The 12,175-nt window shown below is 68.1% G+C and carries 11 protein-coding genes; 3 read left to right on the forward strand and 8 right to left on the reverse strand.

From position 1 onward, the window contains the following. The first annotated feature begins 294 nt into the window (after nucleotides 1–294). Nucleotides 295–804 carry a GNAT family N-acetyltransferase gene (locus tag ON34_RS20555; RefSeq protein WP_157172357.1) on the forward strand — a complete coding sequence of 170 codons (510 nt, stop codon included), beginning with the start codon at nucleotides 295–297 and terminating at the stop codon, nucleotides 802–804. Nucleotides 805–1,123: 319 nt separating this feature from the next. After that, entirely contained in the window at nucleotides 1,124–2,017 is an 894-nt protein-coding gene (locus ON34_RS20560) for a hypothetical protein (RefSeq protein ID WP_040781762.1), read from the forward strand. 7 nt (nucleotides 2,018–2,024) lie between these two features. Here ON34_RS20560 and ON34_RS20565 read toward each other — a convergent pair whose 3' ends face one another. From ON34_RS20565 to ON34_RS20595, 7 genes are all read right to left on the reverse strand, one after another. Further along, nucleotides 2,025–3,023 carry an SCO2521 family protein gene (locus ON34_RS20565; RefSeq protein ID WP_040781763.1) on the reverse strand — a complete coding sequence of 333 codons (999 nt, stop codon included), beginning with the start codon at nucleotides 3,021–3,023 and terminating at the stop codon, nucleotides 2,025–2,027. Nucleotides 3,024–3,168: 145 nt separating this feature from the next. Then, complete coding sequence (locus ON34_RS20570) at nucleotides 3,169–4,176, reverse strand: SCO2522 family protein (RefSeq protein WP_040781765.1); 1,008 nt, start codon at nucleotides 4,174–4,176, stop codon at nucleotides 3,169–3,171. Nucleotides 4,177–4,234: 58 nt separating this feature from the next. Beyond that, the gene (locus tag ON34_RS20575; protein WP_040781768.1) at nucleotides 4,235–5,146 is read right to left on the reverse strand and encodes an SCO2523 family variant P-loop protein; all 912 of its coding nucleotides are present in this window, start codon (nucleotides 5,144–5,146) and stop codon (nucleotides 4,235–4,237) included. Between the two features lie 2 nt (nucleotides 5,147–5,148). Further along, the gene (locus tag ON34_RS20580) at nucleotides 5,149–7,041 is read right to left on the reverse strand and encodes an SCO2524 family protein (protein WP_040781770.1); all 1,893 of its coding nucleotides are present in this window, start codon (nucleotides 7,039–7,041) and stop codon (nucleotides 5,149–5,151) included. 171 nt (nucleotides 7,042–7,212) lie between these two features. After that, nucleotides 7,213–8,064 (reverse strand): TIGR02569 family protein, encoded by an 852-nt coding sequence (locus ON34_RS20585; RefSeq protein WP_040781771.1) that lies wholly within the window; start codon nucleotides 8,062–8,064, stop codon nucleotides 7,213–7,215. Nucleotides 8,065–8,119: 55 nt separating this feature from the next. Next, nucleotides 8,120–9,304 carry an adenylyltransferase/sulfurtransferase MoeZ gene (moeZ, locus tag ON34_RS20590; RefSeq protein ID WP_040781774.1) on the reverse strand — a complete coding sequence of 395 codons (1,185 nt, stop codon included), beginning with the start codon at nucleotides 9,302–9,304 and terminating at the stop codon, nucleotides 8,120–8,122. A gap of 355 nt (nucleotides 9,305–9,659) precedes the next feature. Continuing rightward, nucleotides 9,660–10,697 (reverse strand): DUF3152 domain-containing protein, encoded by a 1,038-nt coding sequence (locus ON34_RS20595; RefSeq protein WP_245548114.1) that lies wholly within the window; start codon nucleotides 10,695–10,697, stop codon nucleotides 9,660–9,662. Between the two features lie 420 nt (nucleotides 10,698–11,117). On the opposite strand from ON34_RS20595, the gene fasR reads away from it, so the two are divergent. Beyond that, complete coding sequence (fasR, locus tag ON34_RS20600) at nucleotides 11,118–11,780, forward strand: HTH-type transcriptional activator FasR (RefSeq protein ID WP_040781777.1); 663 nt, start codon at nucleotides 11,118–11,120, stop codon at nucleotides 11,778–11,780. A gap of 85 nt (nucleotides 11,781–11,865) precedes the next feature. Here the strand turns inward: fasR and ON34_RS20605 are convergent, their stop codons facing one another. Next, nucleotides 11,866–12,093 (reverse strand): DUF3107 domain-containing protein, encoded by a 228-nt coding sequence (locus ON34_RS20605; RefSeq protein ID WP_040781779.1) that lies wholly within the window; start codon nucleotides 12,091–12,093, stop codon nucleotides 11,866–11,868. Nucleotides 12,094–12,175: the final 82 nt, after the last annotated feature.

Below are 12,175 nucleotides of genomic sequence, written 5' to 3' on the forward strand. Positions count from 1 at the left end.
AGCCGCGACGGTCGGCCTACGCGCAGCGTGCCGAACACCGCTCTGCCGTAGTCGGCTCCATCCAGTAACACCCGTACCGCAACCTGGTGGCAACAAATCCCCGATCCGATTTTGTCCGTTTTCAGATGGGCCCGATCCAGAGGGAGCGGAAACCCTTCCCCGCCAAGATGATTGCGAAGCTCCTTTGGCCGTCTCCGGCCGGTGAACCACGTCCGCGCTCTACTCTGGAAGCTGAACGCACAGCGGGGTGACAGGGGTGAGCGTTTGACCATCGCGAAAGGTGTTGGGGCGCCGGTGTTCCGGTCTGCCGTTCTGGCGGACCTCGGGGAGATCGCCGCGCTCGAGCAGACCGAGTTCGGGGAGCTGGCGTATCCGTACTTCGCACTGCGCCAGCTCTTCGATCTGCATGGAGGCCATTGGGTCGTCGCCGATCTCGACGGCACTATCTGCGGTTACGCGATGGTGGCGCTCGGCTCGCCCCAGTGCGCCTGGGTGATCGGGCTCGCGATCGCGCCGCGGTGCCGCGGCCGCGGCTACGGGCGGGCACTGCTGGATGACGCGCTGGAACGCTGCCGGATCGCGAAAGTGGAGGATGTGTTCCTCACCGTCCGGCCGACTGATCAACCGGCGTCGAACCTGTACAAGACGGCCGGATTCGTCTGGACCGCATACGAAGACCACTACTTCGGCACGGGTGAAGCGCGCGACGTCCTGGTACGGCGAATCCAGCACAGCCCCGGCGCACCGCCGATCACCGACCCCGCCTCGGACATCTGGCGCAAGCGCGGCCGACGCCCGGAATAGGCGGCCGACTCGCCTTCGCACGGCCAAGCGCAGGCAGACGGACTTCGTCCGGCCCGCGCTTTCAGCCTCCGGGGTCCGCCGCAGGGCTACCAACGGACTTCGCCCGGCGGCGCCTTACGGCAGCCCCGGCCTCCGGGCGGTCCAGCGCGGGGCTACCGACGGACTTCGTCCGGCCGGTCTTGCGGCTGCATCGGCCTCCGCACGGCGCAGACGTGCGAGGGAGCGGTTTCGTCCAGATGCGCCAGTTATTCGGTGAATACCGTTGGTATGGTGAATGTTACGCCGTCATGACAGGCAGGCCGCGGGGGAGGACGTCGCAATGACCGACTACGACAATCCGGTCACCCATGTGCAGTTCGGGAACTCACCCGACATCTGGATCGACCAGCACGCCACCGGCTACGCCCAGGAAGTCGCGGACTACCTGGACGAGCTGAGCGCGGGGACCAGGCAGCCGGACGAGAAGCCGCTGCTGGATTCGTTCAACAATCACGTCGAAAAGGTCGTCACCGCTTTCGATCACACGAAGATCAAGCATCGTGGTGACAGCCTGCTCTTCTCCGATATCTACGCCGCCGCCGACGACAACACCGCGATGGACGAGGTGCTCCAGCGCGCGCACGTCGAACTGCTGATGGCGCTGCTGGCCGCGGAGGTCGAGCTGCGCGGACCGCTGAGCCTGAGCCGGACCCAGAACATCCGGCTGGCCGAGATCTACGAGGACCTGGGCCACCGCCTCCTCGCCGCCACGCCGCCCGGCCGGCGGGCCAAGACGTTTCTCCCCGGGCACGCGGCCATGGCCTTCCTGCGCGCCTCGGGTCTGCACGCGCTCAACGAGGACGTCGACGCACAGGACCGGTGCGGTCTCGCGCTGGCCAGAGCACGCAGGTCGGCGACCTATCCAGCCTGGCGCCGCGGTGTCGGCTGGGTCTCGGATCTGTTGTGCGGCTATGGCTATCGGCCGTTTCGGCTGCTCGGCTGGATCACCGCGCAACTGGTCCTGTTCACCGTCGCGCTGTGGCTGAGCACGTCCCTGCCGATCACCACAGCGCTGCACATGTGCCTGATCAATTTCCTCAATCCGGTGGGCCTCGGCGACCTGCAAGAGGTCGGCCGGATCGGACGCGGCCTGCTCATGATCGAGGCGTACGCGGGGATCGTGTCCACCTCGGTGTTCTTCGCGCTGCTGGTGCGCAAGTGGTTCCGGCTGTGACCGGGATTCAATCCGGTGCGTTGATCGTGGAGGCGCGCATGGCGGCCAGTGTCGCCACCGACATCCGGTCGCGCAGCTGGCCGACCCGCGCCGACCATTCCTTGGTGAAGCCGGGGTCGCGATCCAGTTGCTCCCAGAGGCCGCGCAGCGCCGCGGGCGCGTGGGCGCCGGGCATCCACAGGTGCGCCAGGTTCGTCAGCAGCGGCGCGATCAGTGCGGCCGACTCCGCGCTGGACGGCGGGTAGAGGTCGGCCTCCTCGACCACCGTGTCCGCGACGGTGAGCAGCCAGTCGTGCAGTGCGAGGTCCTCGCAGAAGCGGTGCGCCACTGCGAGTTCCGACTCGTCACGCACGGTCACCAGGACCGTGCGCACCAGTTCGTCCTGCAATTGGAACGTCAGCATCGGCCGGGGCACCTCGGCGATCCGCGCGGCCCAGCGCAGCCGCGCCGTCCGTGTCTGCATCGGCGCGTGCTGGTCCAGGCGCATGTCCATCCGGATCTTGGCCAGCAACCGCTGACTGATCGAGGCCAGATCCAGGACGCCGTCCGGTTGCTCGCCCGCGGCGAGGAAGCCGTCGGCCAGCTCACCGCTGGTCGCCTCGGTGACCTTGGAGACCACTTCGGTCACCCCGACCCTGGTCAGGTAGTGCGACCAGGTCTGCCGCTGCTTCACCTCGGCGGGGACGACCGTGGTGTGCGCCGAACTCTGCAGCACCCGTCCGCCGACGATCACCGCGTTGGTCGCCACCGTCCCGATCGCCCGCACGCTGCCACGCGGCTTGGTGGCCAGCTGGCAATCGACGCCGACCGCGGTGGTCGGTGACGTGGCCAGCGTCGTCGGACGCTCCCGCCACAGCACCCGGCGGCCGGGTATCAAGGCGAGCAGTTCCTCCAGCAGATCGCGTCCGAGCGCCGTCGAATCCGGCACCAGGCAGGTGCGCACCTCGCCCAGCAGAATCAGCGGCCCAGCGGCCGAACGTGCGGGCCCCGAGACCGGTTCGGGCACCGCCCGCGTGGACCTTCCGGCCAGCGGCGGCCTCCGAACCGACCGGTGATCGCGCCTGTCCCTGGCCACGGCCGCCAACCGGCGCAGCCGCTCGCCGTGCGAGGGCTGGTCACGGTCGGAACAAGAGTGTGACGCCGTGCTCATATCAGGACCCATCCAGCAGATAGTGGCTCATCCGCTCGGTCACCTTGCGCGGCACGGCAACCGGGACGTCCTCGTCGCCGCCGCGCGCGATGATCTGCTCGACCACTTCCTCCTCGAGATCTATGTGATCCAGGATTACCCGCACCGCGTGTTCGATACCCAGATATCGCTGCGGCAGCAGCGACAGCGACCGGTAGCCGGCGAACGGTTTGGCCTGCGGGTTGAGTTTCACCACGGCGGGCATCTCCCACCACTGCGGCGGCCAGCCGTCCTCCGGCCGCCACAGCTGCGGGTCGACGATGGGGTCGCCGTCGTAGCGCAGCATCCCCAGCCGCAGCAGCTGCCAGATCGACGCCAGGAACGGGCACGACCATTTGGTGTGCACCTCGGCCCGGCCGTTCACCTTCTTGGTCTGCTTGCTCCACATCTGCACGTCGAGGAAGATCGAATGCTCGCGCCTGCCGAATTCCTCCGGCGGCTCGTACGGCAAGCGGTGCATGGCCTGCCCGGGCTCGTCGTCGGAGGCCCTGCGCCCGTTGCACAGCCAGCCGGACTCCGCGGTGGGCGGACGCCGTCCGTTCGAACCCTCCGGCGGCTCGGCCACGATGCGGGCGGCCACCATCTCCGCCAACGGGATACGACGATCACCGGCCGACGGCGCCTCGAAGCATCCCGCCTCGCGTGCCAGATAGTCGATGGTCACGCCGCATTCCGCGGCGGCGCCAAGTAGCTTGCCGAGGATCTCGGCCGGATCGGTGTCGTGCCGGAAGTAGTCGTCGATCAGGAAGCAGGTGCTCACTCGCGCGCGCGGCCCGAACTCGGCCTGCGCCGCCGCGGTGAACGCCGGGATCAGCGGAGCGATCTTGCGGAACTGCGCGCGGATACGATCCTCACCGTTGCTGAGGTCGTTCATGTAGAAGTGGCCCACCTCGATGGACAGGTGGGACAACGGGACCTGGGCGACCCGCGGACGCTCGGTCGCCTCGCTATAGCCTGCTACGTGATCCAATGCTGATCGACAACCCTTCCGGGATCGTGCTTTCGCGAAAGCGTGGGCGAGGTCGGATCTATTCCCAGGTGGCGGCGTGCAGGAGACGACCGGCGAGCTGGTTGAACGCGGCGGCGGTCTCCTCGTTGGCGATGCTGTTGGCCACGTCGGCGTCCAGGATGATCTGCTCACGCCATTGCAGCACGGGCTCCACCGGCGTTTTGCCGAGCAGCGACGTCGCGCCCAGCCGGTTCTTGCCCGCCAACGTGACCAAGGCCCCGTTCTGTTCCTGCAACCACTTGACCTGCGCCGCGCCTGGGCCGCCGGTCATCTCGTTGACCTGTGGCACCGCCGTGCGCACGTAGCGGATGTTCGCGAGCAGCTTCCTCGGGTCGTGCTTCCAGTGGCTGCCGGTCTCCAGCAAGCCGTGCGGACCGTGGACCAGCCCGCTGGCCGCCAGAATGTGCTGGCGGGTCCAGCGGTGGAAAACCAGCCACCGCACCGTCTTCGAGGCCAGCTGCGGCGCCGCCGTCGCGCGCAGCGCCAATTCCATCGCCAGCGAGCGACCAGCGCTCAGGTCCACGAAACAGACCTTGAACTCCTGTTCCAGGCCGACGAACAGTTCCGTGCAGCGGCGGACCACGTCGTCGTTGATGCTGTCGAACTCCGCGCCGCCTTCGTCACCGGGGAACAGCACCAGCCGCCCGGTCCTGGTGCGCATCTTGCGCAAGCCGACGCGATCGGTCTTGGCGCGCACGTCGATCTGCCTGGCGATGCCGTTCTTCCCGAGCAGATACTCGTGCAGCCCGTCCCCATCCGGTGTTCCCCGCTCGACGGACCCGATTTCGAACAGCGCGCCCGCGGTCGGCGAACCGAAGTCGAAATCGAGATAAGCCACGCTCATCCCGCTGAGGCACAGGCGGTAGGCGAGATTGCAGCTGGTCACCGAACGTCCGGTACCGCCCTTGTCGGAGGTCGCGAACACGATCATGGTTATGTCGCCCTTGTCGCGTCCATGCGGGCATAGGCCAGTTTGTGCAGTTCGCGCAGCGCGTCGGCGGCGAGCACGAACGCCGTGCCCGCCTGCCTGCGGGCCACCAGCTGCCTGGCTTGCTCGAGGTTCTCCTCCACCCGGTCCAGGGTGATCCGGTTCTCCGAGACGTCATCGATGCTGACGCTCAGCATCTCCTGGTTGAGCAGGTGCTCGGCCTCGTTGAGCAGTTCCACCGCGCGCACCACCATCGCCGGGGAGGTCAGCGGTGGCTCGCGGAACGTGCGATCCGCGCTGACCAGGCATTCGATCACGCGCTCGGTCATGTACCAGGACGGCCGCGTCTCCCGCGCCGTGCCGTTGCCGAAGACTCCGGACGGATCGTCCCAGAGCCCGGCCGCGGGACCGGAGGTGATGATGCGCGCTTCCAGATGATCCATCGTCGATTTGGCCAGATCCATCAGCCGGTCGCGGGCGGTGATGTTGCTGGAGAGCCGGGCGGCCTGCAACAGACGCTTCAACAGCACAGCGGCGAAATCCGAGACCTCCCACTGCAACAGCGGCCCGTCGTCGACGGTTTCCGTGCCGCGCAAGGACAATCGCACACCGGGCGCGTGCATATGCACCGCGGGATCGTCGCGCGTGGTCCTGCGAATGATCCGGCCGCGCCTGGCCAGTTCGTCGAAAATCGAGACGGCTCTGGTCAAGTCGTCATCGGAGGCGGTGCGGTTGATCAGATCCTGGATCAGCACGGCGGAGACGATGAGACTGAAGTAGTCCGATTCCTCGCCGTCGGAGGTGCGCCACGGGATGTCCTCCAGCGGCCATGCGCCGGAACCGTACCGGGCCACCGTCGACCAGTAACGCTGGGTCAGGTCCCAGCGAATCCGCAGCGCCTCGGCAAGACGGTACTGCTGCTCGTCGAGCAGGTCGAGTTCCCTGGTGCGCTGGGAGATCAGGTCGTTGATGCCGTCCAGCGCGATGACGGTGAAATACAGGTAGGGGCGCGGTTCGGCGATCCCTGGCTGCATGGCGATGGCGGCGTCGACGAAGCCGACCGGAGCCGCGTCGCGAACCAGGCTCCAGCTCCACCCGCATTCGAACAGCAATTCCTCGTCGTCCAACTCGGTGTCGGGGGTCTGCCCGAGCGTGATGTCGTTGCGCAGCCGGGCGCGTACCCGCTCCAAGCTGCGTGTGATGCCCTCGGCGACCGTCTTCTGAGGCAGATCGCTCTGGTTGAGCATGCCCAGCATGACCTGTCCGGCCTCGGATTTCGGCTCCACCGTATTGACCACGAAACTGCGGACCAAGCCGGTCATCGCGGCGGTGAGGCGGGCGCTGAGCCTGCCGGTGAGCTTCTCGATCCGGTCGATGAGAGCGGCGCGGCCCTCCGCGCGCACCCAGCCCTCGTAGACCCGCAGGAAGCGCAGCCCGGCCAGGCACAGCGTCAGCGACATGGAGTAGGAGTCGACGACCTCGATATCCCGCTGCGCCGCAGTGGGTTCGCGCTCGTCGGCCGAGCGCAGGTAGCTGCCCGCGGCGAAGATGGGCTCACCGTCCGGTTCGCCGTCACTGTCCGGTTCGCCGTCCGGCCCCACGCGGTTGGTATTGCGCAGGATGTAGTCCTCCAGCAAGGAGATCACGACGGTGCCGATCTTCGTCTGACCGCCGAACGGCGACAGGACCGAGCTGACGTCGTCGGCCATGCTGTCGGGTCGATCCAGCGCGAGGCTTTCGATCTCCGTCGCCGGATACAGCAGGCACAGCAACTGCTCGGAATCGCTGATCGAATTGGCGGCCATGCGACCGCCCCAGTGCCACGTGGCGCCGTCCCAGGACACGGATAGCGCGGAGCGCCACAGATCCAGAATCTGCTGCCGCGGTTGAATTCTCACCCTGCCCCGTCCTCACACCCCTCGTCGCGGACCGCGCTGATCTCCAACCCGGCGGAGACTCACGGCGGCGATACTGCGGAAAACTTATCACGGGGGCACCCGCCGCGTCGGGCTCCGCCCGATTTCTCCCGCACTGCACGGAAAGCATTCCGAACAGCGAATATTCCGGACTCAGAGCGTCAGCCGGACCATGTCGGCGGTGCGGGCCAGACCGGGGAACGCCTCCGGCGTCGAGCGCGGGTGCAGCGCGTGCACCGCGAGCCGGAACATGACCGCGCGCAACAGCATCTGGGGCCACTCCGGAAGATCGGTCCAGCGATCCAGCAACCCGTCGTCCGCGCCGCCCCAAGCCAGCGCGTCGACCACGATCACCGCCGCCGCCCACGGCACGGGCCGCCAGTACGGGGTGATGTCGGTGAGACCGGGAGTGTGTGAACCGGCGAACAGCACGGTGCCGAAGAGGTCGCCGTGCACCAGCTGCGCGGGCGTCCGCACCGGCTTGCGCAACGTGGCCAGCTGACCGATGAGTTCCAGGCTGCGCTGGCCGTCCGGCGAGGTGGACAGCAGCGCGCCACCGGCGCGCAGAGCGCGCAGCGGCACCGCCTCCCACGCGGCGCGGTCCGCGGCGACGAACACGTCCACGTCCACCCAGGGCACCACCGGCGGCTGCGACAGGAACCGGGGCCGCTCCAACGTCGCCGTAGCCTGGTGCAGCCGCAGCGACACCGAGACCACCTCGTCGTGCCGTGGTTCCGGAGCGCCTTCCAGATACGTGTCCGCACGCCACCCGGACACGACGTAGCGACCGTCGGTGGCTCGCACCGGGCGGGCCAGCCGCAGCCCGTCCACTTGCAACGTCTCCCGCACCTTCGCCGACCACGCCGCGCGCGCGTGATCGGCGACCGGAGAAAGCACCACATCCCCGCAGCGCCAGCCACCCTCCCAGTCGCCGAGGGAAACCGGGGTCACTTCGCGCAGACCGAACGTGGCGCGCACGTGCTCGGGAGGTTCCACAGAAGTCACGGCCCGTACGGTACGTCGTGTCTGATTTGACGTGCTCGCGGCGCGCCGTGTTCCTCTAGTACACCGGCAGTGACTTGTCGATCTGGTTGGCCCAGGCGATGACGCCGCCTTGCAGGTGGGTGGCGTCGGCGAAGCCCGCTCGTTTCAGGGCGGCCAGGGCCTCGGCGGAGCGCACGCCGGTCTTGCAGTGCAGCACGATCGGGCGGTTCTGCGGCAGCTCGGCGAGGGCCTCGCCGGACAGGATGCGGTCCTTCGGGATGAGCTTGGCGCCCTCGATGTGCACGATGTCCCATTCGACCGGCTCGCGCACGTCGATCAGCTCGATCTCCTTGCCCGCGTCGAACAGGTCCTTGAGCTCGCGCGCGGTGATGGTGGACCCGGCCGCGGCCGCCTGGCCCTCCTCGGACACCACACCGCAGAATGCCTCGTAGTCGATCAGCTCGGTGATCGGCTGGCGCTCCGGGTCGCGGCGCAGCTTGATCGTGCGGTAGTTCATGTCCAGTGCGTCGTACACCATCAGTCTGCCCAGAAGAGGTTCGCCGATGCCGGTGATCAGCTTGATCGCCTCGGTCACCATCACCGACCCGATGGACGCGCACAGCACGCCGAGCACACCGCCCTCGGCGCAGGACGGCACCATGCCGGGCGGCGGGGCCTCGGGGTACAGGTCGCGGTAGTTGATGCCGCGCCCGTCCGGTGCGTCCTCCCAGAACACCGAGACCTGTCCCTCGAACCGGTAGATCGAGCCCCACACGTACGGCTTGCCCGCCAGCACGGCGGCGTCGTTGACCAGGTAGCGGGTGGCGAAGTTGTCGGTGCCGTCGACGATCAGGTCGTACTCACGGAAGAGCTCGACGGCGTTCTCGGGCTCCAGCCGGAGCTTGTGCAACCGCACATCGATGCCGGAGTTGATCTCCAGGATGGAGTCGCGCGCGCTGTCGGCCTTCGAGCGGCCGATGTCGGATTCCCCGTGGATGATCTGGCGTTGCAGGTTGGAGGCGTCCACCTCGTCGAACTCGACGATGCCGAGCGTGCCGACGCCCGCGGCGGCCAGGTACAGCAGAGCGGGCGATCCGAGGCCACCCGCGCCGATCACGAGCACTTTGGCGTTCTTCAGCCGCTTCTGCCCGTCCACGCCGAGGTCCGGGATGATCAGGTGTCGGCTGTAGCGGGCTACCTCATCCCTGGTCAGCTCCGCGGCCGGCTCGACAAGTGGCGGCAGGGACTTGGGTGATGACACGTCCAGGACTCCTCGAATCGCTTGGCCGATCGGACGGCGGTATGGCGCCCTTCGCGGGTGCCCCACTGTGCAACACCGTCGACCGGACCCTTCTTCCCGGCACATCGTCCCGTATCACCGACCAGCGACATCCACCGCCCTGCCGATCGCGGGTACCGGGAGGCGAAAAGCCCGTCCGATGTGCGCCCATTCCAGCCCCGGTGGGTGCGAGTCTTACGAGCACCGTTCGCGGCCCGTCTCGCGTCCGAGTGACCGAAGCGCATGCGCCGCAGGCGCGAGTCTCGGTCGCTCGGACGCGAGACTTCCCGGGGCCGCGAACACGCAGCGCCGCAGGCGCTGCAAATCAGACACAGCCCTACCCGCGCGGGTAGGGCCAGGGGTTGAACCGGCAGCGCTTGCCGTCCATCGGGACGACGCCGTGCGGGTCCAGCGCGGCGATGTCGTCGTTCTTCGTGCCGAAGGTCTGCTGCATCATCACCGGCGCCAGCCCACCGTCGGTCTCACAGGGTTGGTGCTGGTGGTAGCCGATGGCGTGGCCGACCTCGTGGTTGATCAGGTACTGCCGATACGACCCGATATCGCCTTCGAACGCCAGCGCGCCACGCACCCAGCGGACCTCGGAGAGCACCACGCGGCGGCTGCTGGCGTTGTAGCAGGAGGTGTCGATCGGGATGTCGAAACCGCATTCCTTGCGGCTGGATGCCCGCGAGGTGAGCGAGATGCGGAAATCGGCCCCGCCCTGGTCGACCCGGAGGAACGCGAACTTGCGGTCGTGCGCCCAGCTCTTCGGGTTGGCGAGGGTGGAGTCGATCATCTTCGCCACGGCCGCGTCACCCCCGAGGGCGGAGGTGTCCACGCCGTCCTCGATCTCCACGGTGTAGCGGAAGACGTTCTGCGTTCCGGCGCCGACCTGGGCGGCGGTGCCCGCGACCACGCGCCAGGTGCCCGCGCCGGTCTCGGCGAACGGACCGCCTTCGGGCAGCGCCCCGGTGGGCAGATCGGTGGGAAAGTGCCCGTCCCCCGGCGGAGCGCCGATGATGCCCACGCTCGCGGTGCGCGGACTGAGGCTGCCGGGTGCGGGGGCCACGGTGACGCTACCGGTGCCGGTGGAGCGGATCGCGTCGACGACCACCAGGACGGTGATCACGACCAGGACCGGGAGGGCGTACGCCCGCCAGCCGTAGGTGGAGACGAATCTGCCGAGGGCGCTTTGCTTCTTGGCGTCCCGGTCCGGACGCGTTCTGCCTCTGCTCTCGTCGGGGGCGGTGGGGTCCCAGCGAGCGCGCAGCGGCTGGTGGGAACGCTCGCCTTTCTGGCGGTAGAGGCCCAGTGGATCGTAGATCTCGACGCCGTCCCGATCCCGCTGCGGCGAGATAGAATCCGGCTGCGGCACAGATGTTTCGGGTGTTTCCGTGGAGCGCTTCCGGTTCCGCGCCGCACGGCCGGGTGAGCCACCGCCCGCACCGGACCGCTTCGCCTCCCCGGTTCGAGCCGCACCGTCCGATCGCGTCTCTGGCCAGGTTCTCGCCATGGGATCCGACCCTACGGAACCGGACGCGCCGGAGCCAGCCGGGTCGCGCGCTCCGCGCCGCCCGGCGGACTCGCTCTCCGGTCGGTCGGTCACGCCCACCAGCGTCTCACAGCACCGACCTCCCACTCCCGGGCACACCGCGCACGGCGTCGATGCGACAATTCTCACCGGGTTGCGTCAGTTCTCCGGCCCCGATCCGCGGGCTGGCGACAACCGGGTATCGTTCATGGGATAACCCGGTGCACAACCCCTTCTGCCGGGGAATCGACTGGGAGAGCCGAAATGACTGATCTCGTGGACCGGATGACGTCCCGCAGGATGTCGTCCGACTTGGCACCTGCCAAACGCGGTACTCGGCTTCCGCGCGACGAGAGACGTCAACAGCTACTCGCGGCGGCAAGCGAAGTGTTCGTGCAGCGCGGCTACCACGCCGCGGGCATGGACGAGATCTCGCAGTGCGCCGGAGTCAGCAAGCCGGTGCTGTACCAGCACTTCAGCAGCAAACTGGAGCTCTACCTGGCGGTCCTGCAGAACTACGTGGACATGCTGGTCTCCAGCGTGCGCCAGGCGCTGCGCTCGACCACGGACAACCGGCAGCGCGTGCGCGCGGCGGTGCAGGCCTACTTCGATTTCGTGGACAACGAGATGCAGGGCTTCCGCTTGGTCTTCGAGTCCGACCTGACCAGCGAGCCGCAGGTGCAGCGCAGGGTCGAGCAGGCCACCGAGGCGTGCGTGGACGCCGTCTTCGACCTGGTGGCGCACGACTCGGGCCTGGACCCCTACCGCGCGCGCATCCTGGCCGTCGGGCTGGTCGGCGCGAGCCAGTTCACCGCACGCTACTGGCTGGAGGCCGATCGGCCGATCCCGAAGGAGGAGGCGGTCGACACCACCGTCTCGCTCGCGTGGGGCGGCCTGAAGCACGTGCCGCTGCACCCGATCAACTGAGCGGGCACACAAAAAAGACGATCGAGCCCCTGTCCCCGAGCGATCGGGGACAGGGGCTCGATGCGTACGGACCGGAGGCCGGGGATCAGACCGCGGCGAAACCGACGCGGCCGCTGGCGGGCGAGCCGATCTCCACGTACGCGACCTTCGACGCCTGAATCAGGAACTTGCGGCCCTTCTCATCGGCGAGCGACAAGACTCCGCCGTCACCGCCGAGCGCACCGGACACCAGCGCCTCGACCTCTTCCTGGGTCTGCGCGCTGTTGATCACCAGCTCGCGCGGGCTATCCGAAATACCGATCTTGACCTCCACGGCCAACCTCCGAACCTGAGAGTCCTGTGCTGTCGATTCCCAGGTTAGTTGGGGTTCGGTGCGCCCTTTACTTCGGCTCTGT

It is taken from the genome of Nocardia pneumoniae NBRC 100136, from assembly GCF_000308755.1.
In the GTDB taxonomy this organism is placed as follows: Bacteria; Actinomycetota; Actinomycetes; order Mycobacteriales; family Mycobacteriaceae; genus Nocardia; species Nocardia pneumoniae.

Coding starts and splice junctions, on each gene's coding strand:
- ON34_RS20560 (WP_040781762.1), top strand. CDS start 1,124: ATGACCGACTACGACAATCCGGTCACCCATGTGCAGTTCGGGAACTCA.
- ON34_RS20575 (WP_040781768.1), bottom strand. CDS start 5,146: ATGATCGTGTTCGCGACCTCCGACAAGGGCGGTACCGGACGTTCGGTG.
- fasR (WP_040781777.1), top strand. CDS start 11,118: ATGACTGATCTCGTGGACCGGATGACGTCCCGCAGGATGTCGTCCGAC.